We start from the raw sequence: 23,777 nt of genomic DNA, 5'->3' as shown, positions 1-23,777 counted from the left end.
TCGTTGCGCCGCACACGATCTGCGCTGTGCGTGTTTATGGTGAAGCAATTTTCAAACCATTCGCAGCGCGAGGGCATACGTCAAATGACGTAGATGCCGCATGGCATCCCATGGGAATTCACCAAAACGCAGCGGTCTTTGCAAGCCCTGTCGCTGCATCCCGACGCCGTGCGGCGGCAGTGCGCACCAACAGCAGGCAAACCGTGGGCGAAAGCTGTGCAGGCGCGTGTGGCGCACCAGCTGGGGGCTTACGTCAAACAACGTATTGTTGCGCTGCACCGGCGAACCTATTCTGCGTCCCAGAACGAAGGGCAGACGGCAGGTGCGGTGCGCATCTTTCTCACCTTGCGGGCAGTACCTCGCCGGGGCCTTCGTTTCATCGCCTGCATGACGCCACGATGGCCCAGACCGAGTCCAACAACAACGCCCGAAAGGAGTACCGCATGTCGCATTCCTCGTCTTCCAATCCTCCCTCGTTCCCGCGCCGCAAGATCTTGATGGGCCTGGCCGCCGGGGCGGCAGCAGCGGCCCTGCCGGGCATGGCCTCGGCCCAGCAGTATCCGACCGCCAAGGTCAACACCACCAAGCTGGCCATCACCGATACCGAAGTGACCGTCGGTCAGTTGCACTCGGCCACGGGCACCATGGCCATCAGCGAGACCGGTTCGATCCAGGCTGAACGCCTGGCCATTGACCAGATCAACGCGATGGGCGGCATCCTTGGCCGCAAGATCAAGATCATCCAGGAAGACGGTGCCAGCGACTGGCCGACCTTCGCCGAGAAGGCCAAGAAGCTGCTGGAGAACGACCGTGTGGCGGCTGTCTTCGGCTGCTGGACCTCGGCCTCGCGCAAGGCGGTGCTGCCGGTGTTCGAGAAGGACAACGGCCTGCTGTATTACCCGACCTTCTACGAAGGCCTGGAGCAATCCAAGAACGTGTTCTATACCGGGCAGGAGGCGACACAACAGGTGCTGGCCGGCCTGAACTGGGTGGCCAAGGAAAAGAAGGCCAAGACCTTCTTCCTGGTCGGCTCCGACTACATCTGGCCGCGCACCTCCAACAAGATCGCCCGCAAGCACATCGAGAACGTGCTCAAGGGCTCGGTGGTGGGCGAGGAGTACTACCCGCTGGGCAATACCCAGTTCGGTTCGCTCATCAACAAGATCAAGCTGAAGAAGCCGGACGTGATCTTCGCCGACGTGGTCGGTGGGTCCAACGTCGCCTTCTACAAGCAGTTGAAAGCGGCAGGTGTGACCGCCAAGACCCAGAACCTGCTGACCATCTCGGTGACCGAGGATGAAATGCTGGGCATCGGTGGCGAGAACGTGGAAGGCTTCTTCGCCTCGATGAAATATTTCCAGAGCCTGGACAACCCCAACAACAAGAAATTCGTGGCCGAGTTCAAGGCCAAGTTCGGTGCCAATTCGGTCATCGGCGACGTTACCCAGGCCGCCTATCTCGGTCCCTGGCTGTGGAAAGCGGCGGTGGAAAAGGCCGGCAGCTTTGATGTCGACAAGGTGGTGGCCGCTTCGCCCGGTATCGAACTCAAGACCGCGCCGGAAGGCTACGTCAAGGTCCACGAAAACCATCACCTGTGGAGCAAGACCCGCATCGGCGAAGCGCAGAAGGATGGCCAGTTCAAGGTGGTCTACGAGTCCGAGCTGATCGAGCCGAATCCTTTCCCGAAGGGCTATCAGTAAGGCGTATCGGCTGGTCAGGGACCAGCCCCTCGTGCAGCAAAGCGGCGGCGTCTGTTGTGACATGCGGGCGCTGCCGCCCCTTCGTCCTCTCTCCAACTCTGCCCCGTCGGGAGTCATCATGGTTTCTCTATCCGAATTTGGCGCCATCTTCGCCATGCAGGGCTTCAACGGCCTCTCGGTCTTCTGTGTGCTGCTGTTGATGGCATTGGGCCTGGCCATCATCTTCGGGCAGATGGGGGTGATCAACATGGCCCACGGTGAATTCCTCACCATCGGTGCCTACATCACCTATCTGCTGTCGCACCTGACCACGACCTATGCACCGGCCTTGCAGCCGTTCTATTTCTTTGCGGCCATCGTCCTGTCCTTTGTGGTGGCGTATGGCATCGGTTATCTCACCGAATTGTTGCTCATCAGTCGCCTCTACAAGCGTCCGCTCGATACGCTCCTGGCCACCTGGGGTCTGTCGCTGGCGATGCAGCAGACCTTCCGGTCCATCTTCGGCGCCAAGGAAGTCAGCGCTACCTTGCCGGACTGGCTCATGGGTTCCTTCAAGCCCACCGATGCCATCGACATTCCCTTGAACGGTCTCTTCATGATGGGCCTGACGGTCTTGCTGACCGGCGCCATCTTCGTGCTGCTGTTCCGTTCGCGCTGGGGGCTGCAGGTACGGGCCACGATGCAGAACCGGGTCATGAGCGGGGCGGTGGGCATCAACACCCGCAAGGTGGACCGTACCACCTTTGCGCTCGGCTGCGGGGTGGCCGGGGTGGCGGGTGCGGCCTTCACGACCATCGGCTCCACCGGTCCGACCAGCGGTTCGCTCTACATCGTCGATACCTTCCTGGTGGTGGTCTTCGGTGGCGCGCAAAGCCTGATCGGCACCATCGCCTCGGCCTTCTCGATTGCCCAGACCCAGTCTACGGCGGAGTTCTTCCTGACCGGTTCCATGGCCAAGGTGCTGACCTTGTCGGCGGTGATCCTGATCCTGATGTTGCGGCCGCAAGGACTGTTCTCGGCCAAGGTGCGCAAGTGATGAAGAGCCTCTACCGATCCCACAACATGAGCGAGGTCCGATGATGAATGCAGCCTATGAAATCCTGATCCTGATGTTGCGGCCGCAAGGACTGTTCTCGGCCAAGGTGCGCAAGTGATGAAGAGCCTCTACCGATCCCACAACATGAGCGAGGTCCGATGATGAATGCAGCCTATGAAAAACTGTTGGGTGGGCGCTCCGGTGCGCTCGGCCTGCTGGTCATGGCGGTGTTGCTGCTGGTGGTGTTTCCGCTGACGATGGACATGTTCCGTCTCAACCTGGTCGGCAAATATCTTTCCTATGCCTTCGTGGCGGTGGGCCTGGTGCTGTGCTGGGGCTATGGCGGCATCCTGAGCCTGGGGCAGGGCGTGTTCTTCGGCCTGGGTGGCTACTGCATGGCCATGTTCCTCAAGCTCGAAGCCTCCGACCCCATCAGCACCAAGATCCAGTCCACGCCGGGCATTCCCGACTTCATGGACTGGAACCAGATCACCGCCTTGCCGGCCATGTGGGAGCCTTTCCACAGCTTTGCCTTCACGATCCTTGCGGTGCTGGCGGTGCCGACCGTGCTGGCCATGCTGATCGGCATGGCGATGTTCAAGCGCCGCGTGGGGGACGTGTATTTCTCCATCGTCACGCAAGCCATTGCGGCCATCCTGTCCATCCTCATCATCGGCCAGCAGGGCTTGACCGGGGGTGTCAACGGCATCACCGACCTGCGCACCCTGATGGGCTGGGATATCCGCACCGACCACGCCAAGCTGGTGCTGTATTTCGTCAATGCAGGACTGCTGTTCGGCTGCATCCTGTTCGGCCGTTACATCCTCGGTTCCAAGCTGGGCCGCCTGCTGGTGGCCATGCGCGACAAGGAAGAACGGGTGCGCTTTTCGGGCTATGACGTGGCCAGCTTCAAGGTCTTCGTGTTCTGCGTGGCGGCCATGTTCTCGGCCATCGGCGGGGCCATGTTCACCTTGCAGGTGGGTTTCATGTCGCCGTCCTTCGTGGGCATCGTGCCCTCCATCGAAATGGTGATCTTTGCTGCAGTGGGAGGCCGCATGTCGCTGCTGGGTGCGGTGTATGGAACGCTGCTGGTGAACTTTGGCAAGACCTACTTTTCCGAAACCTTCCCCGAGCTGTGGCTGTTCCTGATGGGCGGTCTCTTCATCGCGGTGGTGATGTATTTCCCCAACGGTCTCGCTGGTCTGTGGCAGACCCAGGGCAAGCGCCTGATGGGCAGGCTGCGTGGTGAGCCCAAGCCGGTGATGTCGGCTGCGCCCGAACCGGTCAAGACTGCGGCCCGTCCGGCCAACCCTGAAACCAAGCGTGACGGCATCGAGCCGGGCGCCACCCTGGAGGCCAGCAAATGAGCGAGAACCCCATCGGTTTCGAATCGGATGCCCATCCGGTCCTGGCCATCGAAGACCTGACCGTGTCCTTCGACGGTTTCAAGGCCGTGGACAAGCTCAATCTCTACGTGCAGCGCAATGAAGTACGCGTGGTGATCGGCCCCAATGGCGCAGGCAAGACTACGGTGCTGGACCTGATCTGCGGCAAGACTCGCGCCACCTCCGGCAGCATCAAGTTCAACAACCATGAACTGACCAGGATGAGCGAGCACGCCATCGTGCGCGTGGGGGTAGGGCGCAAGTTCCAGACCCCCTCCATCTACGAAAACCTTTCGGTGTTCGAGAACCTGGAAATGTCCTTCCCGCGTGGCCGAAAGGTGTTCGGTGCGCTGACCTTCAAGCGTTCGCCGGATGTGGTGGCGCGGGTGGAGGCGGTGGCTGCCGACATCTTTTTGGAAGAGCAACTGCACACCCAGGCTGACCTGCTCTCGCACGGGCAGAAGCAGTGGCTGGAGATCGGCATGCTGCTGATGCAGGAACCGGAGTTGCTGATGCTGGACGAACCGGTGGCCGGCATGAGCGTGTCCGAACGCGAAAAGACCGCCGAGCTGCTGGGCCGCATCAGTCAGGGCCGTTCGGTGGTGGTGATCGAGCACGACATGGATTTCGTCAAGAGCATCGCGCACAAGGTCACCGTGCTGCACCAGGGGAAAATCCTGGCCGAAGGCAGCATGGAGAAGGTGCAGTCCGATCCCAAGGTGATCGATGTCTATCTCGGTCACTGAACGCCTATCACCCTCGGAGCCTGCCATGTTCAAAGTCTCGCAACTCGCTTCCGGCTACGGCCAGAGCAAGGTCATCCACGACGTCGATCTGTCGGTGGCCAAGGAAGAAATCGTCGCCGTCATGGGCCGCAACGGCATGGGCAAGACCACGCTGTTCAAGACCCTGATGGGCATCCTGCCGCTGCGCGGCGGCAGCATCAGCATCGACGGCGTGGAACTGGGTGGTCTGGAAAGCCACCAGCGCGTCGAGCGCGGCGTGGCCTACGTGCCGCAGGGGCGCATGATCTTTTCGCATATGACTGTGCTGGAAAACATCCAGACCGGCTTGCCCGCCTCGGCCAAGGGCAAGGTGCCCGACGAACTGTATTCGCTGTTCCCGGTGCTCTATGACATGCGCACCCGCAAGGGCGGCAATCTCTCCGGTGGCCAGCAGCAGCAACTGGCCATTGCGCGCGCACTGGCGACCAATCCTCGCGTGCTGCTGCTGGATGAACCCACCGAGGGCATCCAGCCATCCATCATCAAGGACATCGCCAGGAGCCTCAAGGAAATCCGCAAGATACGCGCGCTCACCATCGTGGTCTCGGAGCAGGTGCTGAGCTTCACGCTGGAGATTGCCGATCGTTTCCTGGTCATCGACAAGGGCCGCTTCGTCTACGAAGACACGCGCGAGAACGTCGATGCGCCCACCATCAGCAAGTATCTGTCGGTCTGATCTGACCGTCTTTTCAGAGGAGCAAGCCCATGCGACATGGAGACATTTCAAGTAGCCGCGACGCCGTCGGCGTGGCCGTGGTGAACTACAAGATGCCGCGCCTGCATACACGCGCAGAGGTGCTGGAGAACGCCAGGAAGATCGCCGCCATGCTGGTCGGCATGAAGCAGGGATTGCCGGGGCTGGACCTGGTGGTGTTCCCCGAGTATTCCACCCACGGCATCATGTATGACCGTGAAGAAATGTTCGAAACCGCCGCCACCATCCCCGGTGACGAGACCGCCATCTTTTCCGAAGCCTGCCGCATCGCCGGTGTGTGGGGCGTGTTCTCGCTGACCGGCGAGCGCCATGAAGAGCATCCGCGCAAGGTCCCTTACAACACGCTGATCCTCATCAACGACCAGGGCGAGATCGTGCAGAAGTACCGCAAAATCATGCCGTGGACGCCCATCGAGGGCTGGTATCCGGGCGATACCACCTATGTCTGCGACGGCCCCAAGGGCCTCAAGATCAGCCTCATCATCTGCGACGACGGCAACTATCCGGAGATCTGGCGCGACTGCGCCATGAAGGGCGCGGAACTGGTGGTGCGCTGCCAGGGTTACATGTATCCGGCCAAGGAGCAGCAGATCATGGTCTCCAAGGCCATGGCCTGGATGAACAATCTCTACGTGGCCGTGGCCAATGCCGCCGGGTTCGATGGCGTCTATTCCTATTTCGGCCATTCGGCCATCGTCGGTTTCGATGGCCGCACGCTGGGCGAATGCGGCACCGAGGAGATGGGCATCCAGTATGCCGAACTGTCGGTCTCGGCCATCCGCGATGCGCGCCGCCACTGGCAGTCGCAGAACCACCTCTACAAGCTGCTGCATCGCGGCTACACCGGCAAGATCAATTCGGGCGAATCGCCGGCGGGCGTGGCCGAGTGTCCCTTCGACTTCTATCGCACCTGGGTCAATGATCCGCAGGCGGCGCGCGCCCAGGTCGAGGCACTGACCCGCAACAGTGCCGGCACGCCCGAATGCCCGATGCCGGGGATTCCCACCGAGCCGGCGGCCTGAGGCCCACGGTCCCAAGGTCGCCATCACACACCCACCACCAAGGAGATCGCATGCAGCACTTCAAGATCAAGCCCGGCGTCCCGCTGGCAGAGCAGGCCGAACTGGGCCATAACCGCTGGCATCCCGACCTGCCATTCCTGGCCTCGGTCAAGCCGGGCGAATCCATCCTGATCGAGTCGCTGGACTTCCTCGACGCGCAGATCCAGGACACCGATGACGTCTCCGACGTCAAGAACGTCGACCTGACCCGCGCCCATCCGCTGACCGGTCCCTTCCACGTCGAAGGCGCCGAGCCGGGTGACCTGCTGGTGATTGACCTGCTGGACATCAAGCCGGTGACACCCGTCGGTTTTTCGGGCGTGTTCGCCAAGGAAAACGGTGGCGGCTTCCTGGCCGATTATTTCCCCGACGCCGACAAGGCCATCTGGGATCTGAAGGGCTTGTATGCCACCTCGCGCCACATCCCTGGCGTGCGCATCGCCGGCCTGACGCACCCGGGCCTGATGGGTTGCCTGCCCTCGCATGACTTGCTGGCCGAGTGGAACCGCCGCGAAGCGCCGCTGGCCGCCAAGGGCCTGGCGCAGCCGCCCAACCCCAGCACGGCGGTGCTGCGCGGCTTGACCGGCGCCAAGTTCGAGGAGATGGCCAAGGTTGCTGCCCGCACCGTGCCACCACGCGAGCATGGCGGCAATACCGACATCAAGGATCTGTCGGCGGGTACCCGCATCTTCTTCCCGGTGTACGTGAAGGGGGCCGGCTTCTCGATGGGTGACCTGCACTTCTCGCAGGGTGACGGCGAGATCGGTTTCTGCGGCGCCATCGAGATGGATGGCGTGAGCCACGTCGGCTTCGATCTCATCAAGGGCGGCATGGCCAAGTACAACATCACCTCGCCCATCTTCATGCCCAGCATCGTCAAGCCGCATTACGAGCAGTGGCTGACCTTTGAAGGCATCAGCGTGGAAAACGGTGTGAACTACTACCTCGATGCCACCGTGGCCTATCGCCAGGCTTGCCTCAAGGCCATCGACTACCTGACCCACTTCGGCTACACCGGCAGCCAGGCCTACATGCTGCTGACCGCCGCACCGGTGGAAGGGCGCATCGGCGGCATCGTCGACATTCCCAACTGCGCCTGTACGGTGGCATTGCCGACCTCGATCTTCGATCAGGACATCACCCCCAAGGGCATGCTCAACGATAAATCCTATTGGGGCCGCAAAGCGTAGCGATCAACGCAGTGACGTGTGTGTTCCCGGCCGGGCTCAGGCCTGGTCGGGTTTTTTGTCGCAGATTCTTGAGGAGGACAACATGCCTTTGTACGACATCCGCTGCAGCTATTGCGAAGGCATCTTCGAACGGCTCATTTCCCTGCAGGGCCTGCATGGGCAGACCACCTGTCCTTACTGCAAGCAGGAGACCGCAGCCTCGCCCATGCCCACGGGTGGCCATGTGGGATTGCAGGTCAAGTATCGCTGGCAGCCGCGCAACGGGGCCGAGCAACTGGCCGGGCAGGGCGCGACCGGGCCCGGCACGCATGCGGGCGCAGGGCGCAGCAGCGTACTGCACAACTGCAAGGGACACAGCTGCAGCATCTGTGCGACCTGATACGGACCAGACCTATTCCAGCATGGCGTCCAGCCCTGCTGCCAGTTCGGTAAGCGAAGGCATGGCGCGCTCGGCCTTGTCGGCGGCGTGCTTGACCAGCACCGGCATCCACGCCGGATCCACGCCCAATTTCTTGGCCACGGCAATCGGATAGGTGGCCAGCGCGGCCTCGTCATCGAGCGACAGCACGTTCACGCGCGCAGCCCATGCGCCCAGGTGGACCCAGGCAGCGGCGCGATCGAGGCGGCTGGCGGCCAGCGGATCGGGCACCGAACGCAGGGCGGTCACCAGTGCATCCGGGAAGTGCCAGATCGCCGCCAGTTCGGCCGAGACGTCGGCGTAATCGAAGCCCCAGGTCTGACTTTCCCGTGCGGCACGGTCGGCATCGAGTACATTGCACTGCTTGTCCAGCGAGGCGACGGTAGCAGCAGCGACCGCATGCAGTTGCAACTGGCCGATGCCGTGCATCATGCCGACCGTGAAGACGGCGTCGCCATTGTCCTCGCCGTTGATCCCAGCGTGCATGGCCAGCCAGCGCGCCGCCACCGCGGTATGGAGCGTATGGCGCCAGAACTGCGGCAGGTCCATGCCGCGCGTGCTCTTGAAGGCGGCCACCATGCCATTGCCCAGCACCAGGTTGCGCACCATGATGAAACCCAGCATGCGCAGCGCATCGTCGACCGTACCGATGGTGCGCGAAGCATGAAAGAACGCCGAATTGGCCAGCCGCAATACCTTGGCCGTCAGTGCCGGGTCCGCCGCGATCTGCTGGGCGATCTCGTGGGCGGAGACTTCCTCGCTGTCGAAGCTGGCCATCAATTGCTGGACCACCTTGGGGATGGTCGGCAGTTTGCCAGGCTGGTCCACCAGGCTCTTGAGCTCCATGAAAGTTCCTCCGTGCAATGGTTTTCAGGGGATTTCATCCCCAATTCCGGGAATTGCGGTTCCATTGTCGCAGAGATCGGACGATTTGCTGACGATCTGCATCAGTATGATGGATGTCTCACTTGACCGGAGTGCACCCATGGCAAGCCGCAAGACCCCCGATTCCCCCGCCCTCGACCATCCGGCTGCCCCCGCTGCGGCCTGGAATGACGTGCCGCTGTATGTGCAGGATTGCGTACAGCGCAGTTTCCTGTTCCTCGATACCTTGCTCGACCGTGGCAATGACTATCTGCAACATCTGGAACAGGGTACGCCACCGCTGCTGAAGTTCGAGCATGAGCTGGTACTGGACGGCCACGACCTGCCGCAACCCTGCAACTACGCGCTGTTGCGCCTGCAGCCGCCGCCCGGGCTGGCGGTCGATGCGCAGGCGCGGCCGGTGGTGGTGGTCGATCCGCGCGCCGGGCATGGTCCCGGCATCGGCGGTTTCAAGTTCGATTCCGAAGTGGGCATGGCGATGAAGGCGGGGCATACGGTCTATTTCGTCACTTTCCGTCCCGAGCCGGAAGATGGACAGACGCTGGTGACGGTGATGGACGCCGAGGCGATGTTCCTGGAAGAGGTGATTCGTCGCCATCCGCAATGCCCGGCCAAGCCGGTGGTGATCGGCAACTGCCAGGCCGGCTGGGCCATGATGACGCTGGACGCAGTCCGGCCCGAACTGTTCGGCCCGCTGATGATGGTCGGGGCGCCGGCGTCCTACTGGGCCGGCAGCTCCACGCTCAATCCCATGCGCTACAGCGGCGCCACCCTTGGCGGGACCTGGCTGGCTTCGCTGGCGGCCGACCTCGGGGCGGATCGTTTCGATGGCGCCTGCCTGGTGGAGAATTTCGAGAAGCTCAATCCGGCCAATACCTTCTGGAGCAAGTACTACAACCTGTGGGCCGGGGTCGACCAGGAGGCGCCGCGCTTCCTGGAGTTCGAACGCTGGTGGGGCGGTTTCTTCCGCATGACCGGTGCCGAGATCGAAGCCATCACCGAGAACCTGTTCGTGGGCAACAAGCTGGCGCGCGGCGAGCTGGAGGTCAGAGGCCGTTCAGTGAATCTGCGCGACATTACTGCGCCCATCGTGGTCTTCGCCTCCTGGGGCGACAACATCACGCCGCCGCCGCAGGCGCTGAACTGGATCATCGATGTCTGGGGCGACGAGCGCGCCATCGCCGCCGCCGGACGCACCATCATCTACGTGCTGCATGAAAGCGTGGGGCATCTGGGCATTTTCGTGGGCGGTTCGGTGGCGCTCAAGGAGCATGACCAGTTGGTCAGCTCGCTGGACGTGATCGAGAGCCTGCCGCCGGGCCTCTACGAAATGAAGCTGGAGCGCAAGGATGGCCGTCCGAGCCAGCGCTGGGATGAGCTGGAGCCAGGCGACTATACGGTGCATTACCAGCACCGCACCATGGAGGACCTGCGCAAGCTCAATCCGGAAGGACGCGAGGAAGAGTCGATCTTCTCGACCATCAGCCAGTGGTCACAGATCAATGCGCAGTGGTACAAGACCTGGATGCGGCCCTGGGTGCGCATGACGGCCACGCGCGAGAGCGCCAGCGCGCTCATGCGCATGAATCCCCTGCGCATGCAGCGGCAACTGTTCTCGGACACGCATCCGGCGGCAGCCTTCATTCGCCAGCAGGCCTCGGCCGCCCGCGCCCAGCGGGTGCAACTCGACCCGGATCACCCGCTGAAGCAATACGAGCGCCGCATGGCGCAGAAGATCACCGACGAACTCAATGCCTGGCGCGACCAGCGGGATGCCCGTACCGTGCGCATGACGCGCCAGTTGTTCGGCCCGACCGGCCTGGGGGCCTGGCTGCCGCCGCACGAGCCCGATGCCGACGTGGCCCAGCGCTGGGCGCAGCAGGAGCTGGGGCGCTACCGTGAGAGTGTCATCGACCAGATTGCCGAGGGCAGTTTTGCCCAGGCGGTATGCCGCATCGTCATCGCCGGCATGGTCTCCATTGGTGCGTTCGAGCGGCGCAGCCTGCGTCTGGCGCGGCTGCTGGCGCAATTGCCGAACATGCACGCCAGCGTTTCGCCGCAGACCAACTGGGTGCAATTGCTCAAGGAGCAGGCGCGCATCACGGCGGTGGCACCGGTGGAGGCGCTCAATGCGCTGGGGCAGATGCTGCCCGATACCGCCTCGCGCGAGCGTGCGCTGGCGCTGGCGGCGGCGGTGATGATGATCGAGCCGACGCTGGCCAATCCGCGCTCGGAAATCATCGAGCTGCTCATGGGCACGCTCGACGTCGATCCCGATCGCGTGATCGCGCTGGCGCGCAAGCTCACCAAGGCCATCGGTGAAGACGGCGGCGATGCGGCACCCACGCGCAAGCGTAGCGCGCGCAAGCCAGTCGTGGCGGCGCCGACGGCCAAGCCGGCCGCTACGAAGAAAAAGGCGACCGGGCCGACCAGGTCGCGTCGGCGCACTGCATAGCCGCTGCATACGCCCGCCACTTGCTCATGGCGCGCTGATCGCGCCGGTCGGCAGGTTCCACAAGCGCTGCTCGCTGCTGGACAGGGCCACCGCCCCGGCCGCCAGCGCCGCACGCGCATCGTCTTCATTGCAGACGAAGCCAGATGCCACGATGGGCGGCAGCACGGCGCGGTCGGCCTGCTGCAGTTGCGTGAGCATTGGCGCCGGCATCAGCTGCACCAGGTTGGGTTCGCTCTGTTCCAGTGCCTTCAGACTGCGCGGCCAGGTGGTGCGATCGGTAACGAACACCTTCTGCATGGTGATCATGCCGGCACGGTTGGCGCGCACCAGCGTGGCCACCCGGGTCGAGACCAGCGCCGGGACGCCGATGGCGACCAGGTAATCGATGGCAGCCTTGTCCTGGGCCAGCCCTTCACAGGTGTCCACATTGAGCAGGGGGAATTTGCCGGCCGCCTTGAAGCTGGCAATGACCGCCTGCAACTCGCGCAATTCCACATGCGCCATGATGCCGACTTCGGCGGCGCTGTCGAGGAAGGCGGTCAGATGCTGCATTCCATAGATGGCCGCCATGACCGGCTGGCGCCGCAGCCTGGCTTGCAGTGACCGATCATCGGTGGCGGGCGTGGCAGGGATTGGCGAGGGGCCTGAACGTGTGGAGACACGAGGGGGAGGGGTGGGAGAGCGCATGCGGGGTTCCAGAGTGAAAAAAGAGAAATGAAAACAGCAGGGAAAAGGGCGGTGCCGCTAGTACGCGTTTTGCTGGCGGACGTGCTCCAGCTCGGCGTACAGGCGTGCCTGCCACAGACTGCGACGGCAGCTGCGCTCGGCGGCGTCGATACGCGGTTGGAAGACGGCTTGCAGCCGGGTGCGGGCGCAGGCTAGCGGCAGATCGTCCCACAACAGGCCGTGGCTGCCCGCCAGGTAGGCAATGCCGCGCAGGCTGGCGTGGGCGCTCTGATGCGTGCGACAGGTCGGCACGCCCGAGAGGTCAGCCTGCAGTTGCAGCAGCAGATCGCTGCCGGCCAGGGTGCCGCCACTCATCATCTGCGTGACCGGCAATCCGGCCTGGTCGGCATTGGCGCTGAGGCTGGCGGCCACGGTCTGGGCGATGCCTTCCACCAGCGCATGCGCGATGTCGGCACGGCTGGTGGCCAGCGACAAGCCTTGCAGGGCGGCCCGCGCGGCGCTGTGACGCAGCGGCGCCTGTACCCCGGCCAGGGCCGGGATGAAACTGACACCACCTGACGAACTCACGCTGGCCGCCAGGGCCAGCAGGCAGCGTGCATTGGGGAACCAGTGCTGGCGCTGGCAGGCCCAGTTCAGGGCGGCCCCGGTAGTGGCGCAGTAGCTTTCCAGTGCGAAGTGCGAGACATGGTCGCGACGGCGGGCAGTGACTACGACGCCGCTGCCGTCGCTCTGGCTTGCACCGCCCAGCGCGGCGCGGGTACCGATCAGCACATCGATGAAGCTGCCGGTGCCGTGCTGGCACAGTGCCTGGCCCGCCTCCAGGCAGCCCAGTCCGATCGCGGCGGCCAGCTGGTCACCGGCGCAGGCGCGGATGGGCAGCGCCACGCCGGTGAGGCCGGCGTCGCTGCTGCCGTAGTCGTCGGCATCCTGATACAGCGCCGGCAAGAGCGCGACGGGGAAGCCCAGCGCCTCCAGCCAGTCCAGCGCATAGGCATGGCGATCCAGCACATAGGCGTTGCAGGCCGTGGCATTGGTGGCGCTGGTGGCCAGCAGGCGTCGCCCGCTCAACTGCCAGAGCAGCCAGGTATCGATGCTGCCGAAGCCCAGCCTTCCCCGCTCCCAGGCGCGTGCCACGCGCGGGTGGCTGCGCAGCAGCTGTGCCGCCCACAGATAGGGCGAGCGGCTGCCCGCCGGGCGTCCCAGGTGCAAGCGCAGGCAAGGGTCCCAGCGCGGGGCCAGGGCCGCCAGGTCGGCGGCATGGCGGCTGTCCTGCCAGGCCAGTACCGGCACCAGCGGTTCGCCGCTGACGGTATCCCACAACACGGCGCTGGCGCGCTGGGTGCTCAGGCCGATGGCGCGCACCTGCAATCCCTTCTGGTCAGCTTGCTGCAGGGTGGCGCGACATACGGCCAGGGTGCGCTGCCAGATCTGGTCGGCATCCTGTTCGACCACGCCGCTGCGGGGTGAATGCGTGGTCAGCGCACGCCGCTGCAGGCAGGAGACCAGGCCATCTGCCGTGACCACTGCGGCGCGCGTGCTGGAGGTGCCGGCATCGATGGCGAGGATGCCGTCACGGCCTTTCATGGCGTCTTCTGTCGGTACGCGCGGGTGGCGTCATGGCGACGTCGGGTGTCGTCATTGCTTCGAGATCGGGATGGAATCCTGATCGTTGCGGATCCCAGCGTATCAGGCAGCAGGCCAGTGCCGCCAGCAGCGCCAGGGCGGCAACCAGCAGCAGGCAAGCGGCCGTGCCCAGGGCGGACTGCAGCAGCGGAAAGAGAAACAGGGCCAGCGTTGCTGACGCTCCTCCCAGGCTGCCCATCACGCCGTTGGCACGCGCGCGCAGTTCGCTGGGAAACGAGAGCGACGACAGGCTCTTGCCGTTGGCGCCCGGACCGGCCGCGTGGCACAGCAGGAACAGCGAAGGGAGCAGCAGGGCCTGCCATCCCGCGAGCTGCCGCCAGGACCCGGCCAGCACCAGCAGGACCAGGCAGCACATCGCAAAGCCCCAGGCCGCCGCCTGTCTCAGCCCCAGTCGACGCGCCAGGGCGGGCGCCAGCAGGCCCCCCGCGAGGCCGCATACGTTGAAGACCAGCACGCCCAGGGCGGCCTGGGAGAAATCCTCGCCAAAGAGCTCCATGCCCAGCACCGGCAAGTACCAGCCGATGGCGAAGTATTGCACCGCCTGGCCGATCTGCACGCTGGCGGCCAGCATGATGCGGGCACGGTAGGGGCGACGCAGCAGCGAGCGCAGACCCGGATCCGAGCGACGTGGCATGCCTGCCAGACCGAAGCCGGGGGCGTCCGGTGGGTGCAGCAGGGCCTCGGGGATCTGGAAGGATTGGCCGGGATAGAGCCGTTCCAGCGTGTCGGACAGTGCCTGCCAGCGCTGGCGGCGGGCCAGCCAGCAGGGGCTTTCCACCAGCAGCAGCATTTGCAGGTTCAGCAGCAACAGCGCGGCGGCGGCGGTGAAGGCGAGCGGGTAGCGCCACAGGCTGTCGCCGACCTCCCATTGCTCTACCGCCAGTGTCAGCAGCAGGTTGCTGCACACGGCCAGATACCACAGGGCTTGCCACAGGTTCAGGCGATGGCGCAGTCGTTGCGGCGTCAGTTCGGCCAGCATGGCCATGGCGACGGCAAAATCCAGGCCAAAGGCCAGACCGGCGATGACGCGTCCGGTCACGAGGGTTCCGAACTCTTCGCCGAAGGCGACCAGCAGGGCCGCCGCCAGGACCAGCAACTTGGCTGCCAGAAGCGGGCGGACCCGGCCCCAGCGGTCGGCCAGCCAGCCACCCAGGGGATTGGCCAGCAGGGCGGAGAATGCCGCCGAGGACGCCAGCAGGGCGACCTCGGACGGCCCCAGGCCGAGCTGGCGGATCATCGGCGCCAGGCCGACGCTCAGGGCGGAGTGCGAAAGGGCCTCGAGGAACAGGCCGCCCAGCAGCAGCCACCACACCAGGCCGGCGTGGCCAGAGAGGGCGGAACGGGAATCGATGAAGGCGACGACATCGTCAATGCCGCGCAGGGGGACTGCGGTGTGCACAGGGCTCTCCTGATGTTGTCTGTAAGAGGCCGTGGCAAACTGCGCGCGTGGTGAGACCATCTTACAGATGGTCTCTTGTATGAATTATCTGCCGGGCAATTCTATGAGTCCGGCGCCGGGCTTGTCAACGACCGTGAAAGCCGTTGCAACGGCCCGTCCGGTCTGCCCGCGCTGACTTCAGGGACGCTCGCCCATGGCCAAGCGCGAGCGCACGTGGGCGACGATCTGCGGCAGGTCGGCCACCGAGTCGATCACGTAGTGGGCGCCCGCGGCACGCAGGCGTTGTTCGGCTTCCTCCTTGCGGCGGGCGGCTTCTTCGGTTGGTAGCGCTTGCAGTTGCGCGCGTGTCAGTCCGACTTCATTACCCGAAAGAGAGACGCCTACGCTCCACATCCCGGCGCGCAAGCCTTCCTCGATGCCGGGCACGGTGTCGTCGACCTTGATGCAGCCGGCCACGTCGTCGATCTGCAGCGCCAGCATGTTGGCCAGGGCCATGTAGGGGCCGGGGCGGCCACCGGCCGGCAGTTCATCGCCGGCCACCACGTGGTCGGGGCGGATGCCTTCGGCCGCCGCCATGGGCAGCAGCACGTCCAGTACCTGGCGCGGATAGCCGGAGCAGGAGCCGATCTTGAGGCCCTGGCCGCGCAGCCAGGCCAGCACCTGTGCAGCGCCCGCGATGGGCTGCGAATACTGGCCGACCTTGGCGATCTGCATCGGCATGAAGTGGGCATAGATGGCGTCAATGTCGGCCTGAGTGGGCGCATGGCCGGTGCGCTGCCGCCACTGGGCCGCCAGTGACGGATCTTCCAGCAGCAGGCGGATATGCTGCCACTTGGACAAGCCCATGGGTCCGCGTGCCTGTTGCAGGCTCAGTTCGATGCCAAAGCTGTGGAAGGCGTCCACGAAGATCTGGGTGGGGGCCAGCGAGCCGAAATCGACCAGCGTACCGGCCCAGTCGAAGATGACGGCTTGCAGGGGGCGGCCGGGGCCGGAGGCGGATTGCATGGATTCTCCTTGGAGGTGTGCTGAGGCAGGGAAGGAACGGCGCGGGCCCGCCCGAAGCGCGGCAAGCTGGATGGGAAGAGAGCTTAACGAGACTTTGTGACGCCGCTGTTATCGATATAATCCTAGAAATTGGATAAAGCCATTGACTGGATCTATAGATGACCCCTTCGCAACTACGCGCTTTCCTGGCGGTGGCGCGCCATCGCGGTTTTTCTGCCGCCGCGCGTGCCCTGGGCGTGAGCCAGCCCACCCTGACGACCCAGGTGCAATCGCTGGAGCGAGAACACAACGTGGAGCTGTTCTTCCGCCGGGGCCGTCGGGTGGATCTGTCGGAGACGGCACAGCGCTTGCTGCCCATCGCTCAGAACATCGCCGAACTGGAACTGGATGCGCTGAACCTGCTGGTCAATTCGGGTGCGCTGCACGTGGGTCATCTGCGCATCGGTGCGGTCGGGCCGTTCCACGTCATCGAGATGGTGGATGCCTATCGTGCCCGCTATCCCAAGGTGGAACTGTCGATCAAGCTGGGCAATTCGGCGCAGTCGCTGGCGGACCTGGCCAATTACGTGACGGACGTGGCGGTGCTGGCCAGCTTCAATGACGATGCGCGCTTTCATGCGGTGCCCTACGCCGACCATGCGGTGGTGCTGTTCGCCCACCGCAGCCATCCGTTCTACCAGCGCACTGCGGTTTCGCTGGCCGAGCTGGAGCAGCAGCCGCTGATCATGCGGGAACAGGGGTCGACCACGCGGCTGGCGCTGGAGCAGGCCTTGCAACAGGCCGGCGTGCGTGTGCAGGTGGTGATGGAAATCGGCAGTCGTGAAGCCTTGCGCGAGGCCGTGGCGCGGGGCCTGGGCCTGGGGGCGGTGTCGGAGGCGGAGTTCATTGCAGATGAACGTTTCCGCATGGTGCGCATCGAGGGCGATCCGGTGACCACGCATACCTATGTGTATTGCCTGGCTGAACGCCGTGAAGGGCGGCTGGTGGGTTCCTTCATGAAGATCGCCCGACGATCCTGAGGCGCCCGGCACTGAGCACGGGGCTTTGGCTTATCATTACGGATTGTTCATTTTCTGACCAGGAAGAGCTATCGTGATCAAGCATATCGTCATGTGGAAACTGAAGGACCATGCAGAAGGCGCCGACAAGGCCACCAACCTGCGCAAGATGAAGCAATTGCTGGACAGCTGCGCCAACGTGGTTCCCGGCATCCTGAAGTTCGAGGCCGTGCTGGCACAACCTGGCCTGGAAGCTACCTATGACGTGGTGCTCTACTCCGAATTCGCTTCGCGCGAGGCGCTGGATGCCTACCAGGAGCATCCTGACCACGTGGCCATCAAACCTTTCATCGGTGCCGTACGCGAAGCGCGCCAGTGCATGGATTACGAAATCTGAGGCAGGCATGAGTCTGCCCATCACCGAGGTGTTCCCGCAGGGGAATCCCTATCTGGAAGCCCTGGGCGTGGAGGTGCTGGAATACGGCAATGACCGCGCCGTCATGGCACTGCGGCTCAAGCCCGAATTCATGAACAGCTGGCATGTGGCCCAGGGCGGCATCAGCATGACCCTGCTGGACGTAGCCATGGGCTTGTCGGCCCGGGCCGGCGCGCCTGATGCCAAGTCCTCGGCGACCGTCGAGATGAGTACCAGCTTCCTGCAGCCCGCCGGCCGTGCCGGCGAGACCCTCATTGCGCGCGGCCATACTTACCACCGCTCGACCACCATGTGCTTCTGCCAGGCCGAACTGTTCAATGGCGACCGCCTGGTGGCCAAGGCCATGGGCACCTTCAAGCTGATTCGCCGCCTGGACATCTCGCGCAAGCTGGATCACGAGTGAGTGCACGAGCGTATCCCTTTTCTTTTTCGCAGGAAATCCACCATGGAAATCATCACCGGCAGCTGGGAGCAGCTGCGTGCGCAGGCCCAGCCTATCCGTTTCGAGGTCTTCGTCGATGAACAGAAGGTGCCGGCCGAGATCGAGCTTGATGACATGGACCCGCATTGCGTGCATGCCGTCGCCTATGACGCCGCCGGCCAGCCCCTGGCCACCGGTCGTCTGCTGCCCGATGGCCACATCGGTCGCATGGCCGTGCGCAAGGCCGGACGTGGACAGGGCGTGGGCGGCGCGGTGCTGCAGGCGCTGATGGCGGCTGCCCGTGCGCGCGGCGATGCGGAAGTGATCCTCAATGCCCAACTGCATGCAGAGGGCTTCTACCGGCGCTACGGCTTTGTCCGCGAGGGAGAACCATTCATGGAAGCCGGCATTGCCCACATCACCATGCGCGCCCGACTGCCAGGCACGGGTACCTGAGTTGATCGCTTCTTCAGGCTGACCGGGGGAGTGGTGGCGCGCTCTGCCGCTGTTGGGCCAGTCTGAAGTAACACAGCTGGGCGTTCAGTTCGCGCGCCCGTTCGGCCACCGCTTCGGCGGTGCAGGCCAGTTCCTCGGAGGCAGCGGCGTTGCGCTGGGTGGTGTCATTGAGTTGGATCACGGCCGAGCCGATCTCCTGCACGCCTTCCTCCTGCATGCGCGCCGACAGCGTGATCTGGTTGATCTGCTGCGAGGCGTCGCGGATTCCCTGCAAGGTGCCAGCGGCCAGACGCTGGCTGGTCGCCTCGGCCAATTCCACGCTTTGCTGGGCAATCGCGCTGATCTCCTGTGCGCTGTACTGGCTGCGCTCGGCCAGCTTGCGGATTTCCGCTGCCACCACTGAAAAACCGCGCCCGTGTTCACCGGCCCGTGCCGCCTCGATGGCTGCGTTGAGGGCCAGCAGATTGGTCTGATAGGCAATGTCGTCGATGACCCCGACCTGGCGCGCAATGCCACGCATGGCAGCCACCGTGCTCTGCACTGCCGCGCCGCTCTGGTCGGCATCGGCAGCCGCTTTCAAGGCAATCTGGTCGGTGCGGCGCGCGTGTTCGCCGGTCTGGCCGATGGCCTGGCTGATGTTGCTGATGGCACTGTGCACTTCTTCCACGGCGGCGGCCTGCTCGCTGGAGGCGTTGGCCAGGTCTTGTGCGGTGGCGTTGAGCTGGCGGGTGGAGTGATCCAGGGCGTGGGTCAGCTCAGTGACACTGCGCATGATCTCGGTGAGCCGTTCGCGCATGCCGTGCATGGCGTGGAGCAGGCTGCTGCGGTCGCGGCGGCGCAGGGTCACGGCGACGCCGAGATTGCCCTCGGCGATCTGGCGCACGATATCGGCGGCGTAATCCGGCTCGCCGCCCAGTTGGCGACGCAGGCTGAAGATGATCCAGAGCGCAATGGCGATGCCGATGGTCAGCGCCAGACCCGCAATCTGCAGGTTGTGGCTGCGCAGTTGCCGGTAATCCTGGTGTGCCGCTTCATAGGAGCTGCGCGTAAAGCTTTCCTGCAACTGGCCCAGCGTGGCCAGCTGGCTCGCCAGGCCGGCCAGTTGGCCGGTCAGCTGCGTCCACCGCCGATTGGCCTGCAGCGGTTCGTTGCTGCGCAGCAGATCCAGCACCTGGGCGCGGTCGGCGACGTAACGCCGCCAGTTCTGCTCGAAGCGCGCCGCCTCGGTCTGTTCCTGCGGCTCCAGTCGGGTCGCCCGGTAGGCCTGCCAGCCTTGCTCGAAGGTGGCATCCAGGGCGGGAATGCGGTCCAGCAAGGGCTTGATGCGCTCGCTGCTGCTGCTGTTGCTGTCTTCACCAGTCGGAGCGGGCAGGTTGGCCAGCATCAGGGCGCGACCCATGACGTCGCGGTTCAGGTAGAGCGCGTCGCGTACCCGGGCGATATGGATCAGCGCCATGGTGCGATCTTCATAAACGTAGCGCAGCTTGTCATTGCTTGCGGCCATGCCCTGCATGTCACGCCAGGCCAGCAGGACCACGCTGCCGCACAGTACCGCCACCAGGATGGCCAGGCGCGCGGTGACCGTCAGTTTTGCTTGCACGATGTTTTCCTTATGAGTGCCGACTGCCCCCGGAAAAAGAGAGTTCCGTTCAGTCCGGCACAGAATATAGCGAAGATTGTTGCTTTGCAGAATGAAGAATAAAGCATTTTGCATGCCTCTTTAGTGAAGCTATGTGGTTTCCCACAATACCCGCCCGGAAATGACTGCGCGATACTTGCGGCCGCACCGGGGAGGGGGGAGTTCTCCCGGACCAACAACAAGCACCCGCCAGAACGGACGACGATCCGACCACGGCAGGCGGCAGGTCTCTGCAGGCCCGCTGGTCATCCATGTTTCAAGGAGAAAGCACTATGTCGGCGCCAAAACCGCCCCTTTACAAGTCCCTGTATTTCCAGGTCCTGTGCGCCATCGTGATCGGTATCGCGCTGGGCCATTTCTATCCGTCCACGGGTGAAGCCATGAAGCCGCTGGGCGATGGTTTCGTCAAGTTGATCAAGATGATCATCGCGCCGGTCATCTTCTGTACGGTCGTCATCGGTATCGCCGGCATGGAAGACATGAAGAAGGTCGGCAAGACCGGTGGCCTGGCCCTGCTGTATTTCGAAGTCGTCAGTACCGTGGCACTGCTCATCGGCCTGTTGCTGGTGAACTTCCTGCAACCGGGTGTGGGCATGAATGTCGATCCGGCGTCGCTCGATACCAAGAGCATCGCGGCCTACACTGCGCCCGGCAAGCTGGGTTCGGTCACGGACTTCGTGCTCAGCATCATCCCCAGCAGCATGTTCGACGCCTTTGCCAAGGGTGACGTGCTGCAGGTGTTGCTGGTGGCGGTGCTGTTCGGCTTCGCTCTGCACAAATTCGGTGGCCGCGGCACGCTGGTGTTCGACTTCATCGAGAAGATCTCGCACGTGCTGTTCTCGGTGGTGGGCGCGATCATGAAGGTGGCCCCGATCGGCGCCTTCGGTGCGATGTCCTTCACCATCGGCAAGTACGGTGTGGGTTCGCTGTTCTCGCTGGCCAAGCTGATGGGCACCTTCTATCTGACCTGTCTGCTGTTCATCTTCGTGGTCTTGGGTATCATCACGCGCCTGCACGGCTTCTCGATCTGGAAGTTCGTCAAGTACATCAAGGAAGAACTGCTGATCGTGCTGGGCACCTCGTCCTCGGAATCGGTGCTGCCGCGCATGCTGGCCAAGATGGAAAACGCCGGGGCCAAGAAGACCGTGGTGGGTCTGGTGATCCCGACGGGTTACTCCTTCAACCTGGACGGCACCGCGATCTACCTGACCATGGCGGCCGTGTTCATCGCCCAGGCGACCAACACGCCCATGACCTTCGTGCAGGAGCTCACGCTTCTGGGCGTGCTGTTGCTGACGTCCAAGGGGGCCGCGGGCATCACGGGTTCGGGCTTCATCGTGCTGGCAGCGACGCTGTCGGCGGTGGGCCACGTGCCGGTGGCCGGCCTGGCGCTGATCCTGGGCATTGACCGCTTCATGTCCGAAGCCCGTGCACTGACCAACACCATCGGCAACGGCGTGGCCACCCTGGTGGTGGCCAAGTGGAGCGGCGAACTGGATAGCGCACGCCTGACCAAGGTCCTCAACAACGAGACCGTGGAAGACGCGCAGGCACCGGAAGCGGTGCTGGATCGTACGGAAGCGAAGATGCACCATTAAGCAGCGGCGGGCCTTGTGCCCGCAGCACCGGCTTGACTGATCGGCCCCATCCTCACGTCGTGTTCGGCGTGGCGGTGGGGCCGAAGTCTTTACGGCCGCACTGCCTGCATCAGAAAATCGACAAACGCCCGTACCCGCGCCGACAGGTGCCGGTTGTGCGGATACAGGATGGAAAAGCGCCGGGTGCGATGCCCGGCCGACTGCAGTACTTCCACCAGTTCGCCGCGCTGGACCGCTGCCTGCGCGATGAAGTGGTAGATCTGGAACAATCCCCCGCCCGCCATGGCCCAGTTGACGCAGCCCAGCACGTCGTCATGGATGCGCTGGCGGCTCCGGAAATGAAAATCCATGTCGCGCCCCTGGGCATCCTTGAAGATCCATGGCATGGCGCGCCCGGTACTGGGCAGGATGAACTGGATGCAGTCATGCTGCTTGAGCGCTTCCACGCTGTCGGGCCGACCGCGCCGCGCGAGATAATCGGGCGCTGCAAAGACCCCCAGCGTGGCCTCTTCCAGGGTATGGGCGATCAGCCGTGAATCCTGTGGCACACCCAGCCGGATCGCGAGGTCATATCCCTCTTCGACGAAATCGATGACGCGGTTGGCAATGCTCAATTCCACTTCGATCTGCGGATACGCCGCCTGGAAACGCGGCAACAAGGGCAGCAGCCGATAGTGCGCGTAAGGGCTGCCCACACTGATGCGCAAGGGGCCGCTGGGCACTTTCTGCTGGCCGGTGAGGATGCGTTCGGCCTGGGCGATCTGTTCCAGGGCCTGGCGGCATTGTTCGTGATACAGCTCGCCCTCGCGCGTGAGCCGGATCTGGCGCGTGGTCCGGGCAAACAGACGCACGCCCAGTCGCGCTTCCAGCCGGCTGATGGAGCGGCTCACCGACGCCGGTGTCAGCCCCAGTGCCTCGGCGGCCGCCGTGAAGCTGCCCAGTTCGGCCGCCTTGCAGAACAGTTCGATGCTGCCTAGCTGGACGGGATCAAAGCTGCGCATTTGTTCAATGATGTAATGAATGAATTGATGGTTGCCTAGTTTATCTTCGATAACTACAGGAATAAAGTGCGGTCCACGTTGGCAATGTCGTTTTGCTTCATATGCCATCCATCCCTCATGAAGAAAGGAATAACATGACCAAGCCCGATATCCTGATGATCGTCACCTCCAGCAGCCGCATGGGGGACACCGACAAACCCACCGGCCTGTGGGCCGAGGAACTGGCCGCGCCTTACTACGCCCTGGTGGATGCCGGGGCTTCGGTGCTGATCGCTTCCACCGCCGGTGGCAAGGCGCCGATTGATCCGGGTAGCGTCAAGCCCCAGGGTCAGAATGAGGCCATCGTCGAACGCATGCTGGCCGATGCTGAACTGCAGCAGCGCATCGCCCAGACGCCTGCCTTGGGCGAGATCGACGTGAGCACCTTTGATGCGGTGTTCTTCCCGGGCGGTCACGGCACCATGTGGGACCTGCCCGACGACGCCAACGTCAAGGCCATCGTCGAGAACGCCTATGCCGCCGGCAAGTTCATTGCTTCAGTCTGCCACGGTGCCGCCGGCCTGGTTTCGGCCGTGAAGGCCGATGGCAAGCCGATGGTGGCGGGCAAGCGTGTCAATTCCTTCACAGATGCCGAAGAGCGCGAAGTGGGGCTGGCCGAGGTCGTGCCGTTCCTGCTGGAGAGCCGTCTGCGTGAGCTGGGGGGGATTTTTGAAGGTGCCGACAACTGGCAGGTGTTTGCCATCCGCGACGGCCAGCTGATTACCGGCCAGAATCCGCAGTCGTCCGAACGCGTGGCGGAGATGCTGCTGGAGGCGCTGGAAATGCACGTCTGACCGTACTGCGCTGGACGGACGAAAAAAAAG

22 protein-coding genes are annotated in these 23,777 nt (G+C 63.9%); 15 read left to right on the top strand and 7 right to left on the bottom strand.

Annotation, left to right across the window (positions count from 1 at the left end):
• The first annotated feature begins 443 nt into the window (after positions 1-443).
• The 8 genes from urtA to GWL_RS10070 all read left to right on the top strand — a co-directional run bounded on the left by urtA (position 444) and on the right by GWL_RS10070 (position 8,251).
• Complete coding sequence (gene urtA, locus GWL_RS10105; RefSeq protein WP_008329498.1) at positions 444-1,700, top strand: urea ABC transporter substrate-binding protein; 1,257 nt, start codon at positions 444-446, stop codon at positions 1,698-1,700.
• Between the two features lie 118 nt (positions 1,701-1,818).
• Positions 1,819-2,736 (top strand): urea ABC transporter permease subunit UrtB, encoded by a 918-nt coding sequence (gene urtB, locus GWL_RS10100; RefSeq protein ID WP_008329495.1) that lies wholly within the window; start codon positions 1,819-1,821, stop codon positions 2,734-2,736.
• A gap of 161 nt (positions 2,737-2,897) precedes the next feature.
• The gene (urtC, locus tag GWL_RS10095) at positions 2,898-4,103 is read left to right on the top strand and encodes an urea ABC transporter permease subunit UrtC (protein ID WP_034350656.1); all 1,206 of its coding nucleotides are present in this window, start codon (positions 2,898-2,900) and stop codon (positions 4,101-4,103) included.
• Positions 4,100-4,867 (top strand): urea ABC transporter ATP-binding protein UrtD, encoded by a 768-nt coding sequence (urtD, locus tag GWL_RS10090; RefSeq protein ID WP_008329490.1) that lies wholly within the window; start codon positions 4,100-4,102, stop codon positions 4,865-4,867. The genes urtC and urtD overlap by 4 nt, the downstream gene beginning before the upstream one ends.
• 25 nt (positions 4,868-4,892) lie before the next feature.
• Positions 4,893-5,582, top strand: a complete 690-nt coding sequence (gene urtE / locus GWL_RS10085; protein WP_008329487.1) for an urea ABC transporter ATP-binding subunit UrtE — start codon at positions 4,893-4,895, stop codon at positions 5,580-5,582.
• Positions 5,583-5,611: 29 nt separating this feature from the next.
• Positions 5,612-6,643 (top strand): aliphatic amidase, encoded by a 1,032-nt coding sequence (locus tag GWL_RS10080; protein ID WP_008329484.1) that lies wholly within the window; start codon positions 5,612-5,614, stop codon positions 6,641-6,643.
• Between the two features lie 50 nt (positions 6,644-6,693).
• Positions 6,694-7,872 (top strand): formamidase, encoded by a 1,179-nt coding sequence (gene fmdA / locus GWL_RS10075; protein WP_008329483.1) that lies wholly within the window; start codon positions 6,694-6,696, stop codon positions 7,870-7,872.
• Positions 7,873-7,954: 82 nt separating this feature from the next.
• Positions 7,955-8,251 carry a zinc ribbon domain-containing protein gene (locus GWL_RS10070; protein ID WP_008329482.1) on the top strand — a complete coding sequence of 99 codons (297 nt, stop codon included), beginning with the start codon at positions 7,955-7,957 and terminating at the stop codon, positions 8,249-8,251.
• Between the two features lie 12 nt (positions 8,252-8,263).
• Here the strand turns inward: GWL_RS10070 and GWL_RS10065 are convergent, their stop codons facing one another.
• A complete protein-coding gene (locus tag GWL_RS10065; protein ID WP_008329481.1) occupies positions 8,264-9,136 on the bottom strand; it encodes an HDOD domain-containing protein in 873 nt (290 codons plus the stop codon).
• A 139-nt stretch (positions 9,137-9,275) separates the two neighbouring features.
• Between GWL_RS10065 and GWL_RS10060 the strand changes: the two genes are divergently transcribed.
• Complete coding sequence (locus GWL_RS10060; RefSeq protein WP_008329478.1) at positions 9,276-11,630, top strand: DUF3141 domain-containing protein; 2,355 nt, start codon at positions 9,276-9,278, stop codon at positions 11,628-11,630.
• A gap of 24 nt (positions 11,631-11,654) precedes the next feature.
• Here GWL_RS10060 and GWL_RS10055 read toward each other — a convergent pair whose 3' ends face one another.
• From GWL_RS10055 to phnX, 4 genes are all read right to left on the bottom strand, one after another.
• A complete protein-coding gene (locus GWL_RS10055; RefSeq protein ID WP_008329474.1) occupies positions 11,655-12,200 on the bottom strand; it encodes a glycerol-3-phosphate responsive antiterminator in 546 nt (181 codons plus the stop codon).
• Positions 12,201-12,374: 174 nt separating this feature from the next.
• A complete protein-coding gene (locus GWL_RS10050; RefSeq protein WP_008329472.1) occupies positions 12,375-13,901 on the bottom strand; it encodes an FGGY family carbohydrate kinase in 1,527 nt (508 codons plus the stop codon).
• The gene (locus GWL_RS10045) at positions 13,888-15,360 is read right to left on the bottom strand and encodes an MFS transporter (RefSeq protein WP_008329470.1); all 1,473 of its coding nucleotides are present in this window, start codon (positions 15,358-15,360) and stop codon (positions 13,888-13,890) included. Before GWL_RS10045 ends, GWL_RS10050 begins: the two co-directional genes overlap by 14 nt.
• Positions 15,361-15,537: 177 nt before the next feature.
• Complete coding sequence (phnX, locus tag GWL_RS10040; protein WP_008329468.1) at positions 15,538-16,365, bottom strand: phosphonoacetaldehyde hydrolase; 828 nt, start codon at positions 16,363-16,365, stop codon at positions 15,538-15,540.
• A gap of 158 nt (positions 16,366-16,523) precedes the next feature.
• On the opposite strand from phnX, the gene GWL_RS10035 reads away from it, so the two are divergent.
• From GWL_RS10035 to GWL_RS10020, 4 genes are all read left to right on the top strand, one after another.
• The gene (locus GWL_RS10035; protein ID WP_008329467.1) at positions 16,524-17,384 is read left to right on the top strand and encodes a LysR substrate-binding domain-containing protein; all 861 of its coding nucleotides are present in this window, start codon (positions 16,524-16,526) and stop codon (positions 17,382-17,384) included.
• Positions 17,385-17,457: 73 nt separating this feature from the next.
• Positions 17,458-17,760, top strand: a complete 303-nt coding sequence (locus GWL_RS10030) for a Dabb family protein (protein ID WP_008329455.1) — start codon at positions 17,458-17,460, stop codon at positions 17,758-17,760.
• 7 nt (positions 17,761-17,767) lie between these two features.
• A complete protein-coding gene (locus GWL_RS10025) occupies positions 17,768-18,202 on the top strand; it encodes a PaaI family thioesterase (RefSeq protein WP_008329454.1) in 435 nt (144 codons plus the stop codon).
• Between the two features lie 42 nt (positions 18,203-18,244).
• Positions 18,245-18,676, top strand: coding sequence for a GNAT family N-acetyltransferase (locus tag GWL_RS10020; RefSeq protein WP_008329453.1), 432 nt, complete (start codon positions 18,245-18,247; stop codon positions 18,674-18,676).
• A 13-nt stretch (positions 18,677-18,689) separates the two neighbouring features.
• Here the strand turns inward: GWL_RS10020 and GWL_RS10015 are convergent, their stop codons facing one another.
• Positions 18,690-20,276: a methyl-accepting chemotaxis protein gene (locus tag GWL_RS10015; RefSeq protein WP_008329452.1), complete on the bottom strand. Its 1,587-nt coding sequence runs from the start codon at positions 20,274-20,276 to the stop codon at positions 18,690-18,692.
• 311 nt (positions 20,277-20,587) lie between these two features.
• Between GWL_RS10015 and GWL_RS10010 the strand changes: the two genes are divergently transcribed.
• A complete protein-coding gene (locus tag GWL_RS10010; protein WP_008329451.1) occupies positions 20,588-21,913 on the top strand; it encodes a dicarboxylate/amino acid:cation symporter in 1,326 nt (441 codons plus the stop codon).
• A gap of 89 nt (positions 21,914-22,002) precedes the next feature.
• Here the strand turns inward: GWL_RS10010 and GWL_RS10005 are convergent, their stop codons facing one another.
• A complete protein-coding gene (locus tag GWL_RS10005) occupies positions 22,003-22,914 on the bottom strand; it encodes a LysR family transcriptional regulator (RefSeq protein WP_008329450.1) in 912 nt (303 codons plus the stop codon).
• A gap of 134 nt (positions 22,915-23,048) precedes the next feature.
• Here GWL_RS10005 and GWL_RS10000 point away from each other — a divergent pair, with 134 nt between their 5' ends.
• Positions 23,049-23,747, top strand: a complete 699-nt coding sequence (locus tag GWL_RS10000) for a type 1 glutamine amidotransferase domain-containing protein (protein ID WP_008329449.1) — start codon at positions 23,049-23,051, stop codon at positions 23,745-23,747.
• Positions 23,748-23,777 lie beyond the last annotated feature (30 nt).

The sequence above is a fragment of the Herbaspirillum sp. GW103 genome (genome assembly GCF_000261365.1).
In the GTDB taxonomy this organism is placed as follows: Bacteria; Pseudomonadota; Gammaproteobacteria; order Burkholderiales; family Burkholderiaceae_D; genus Herbaspirillum.
The sequence above is the reverse complement of the archived record's forward strand: the minus strand, read 5'-3'. Positions and strand labels throughout refer to the sequence as shown.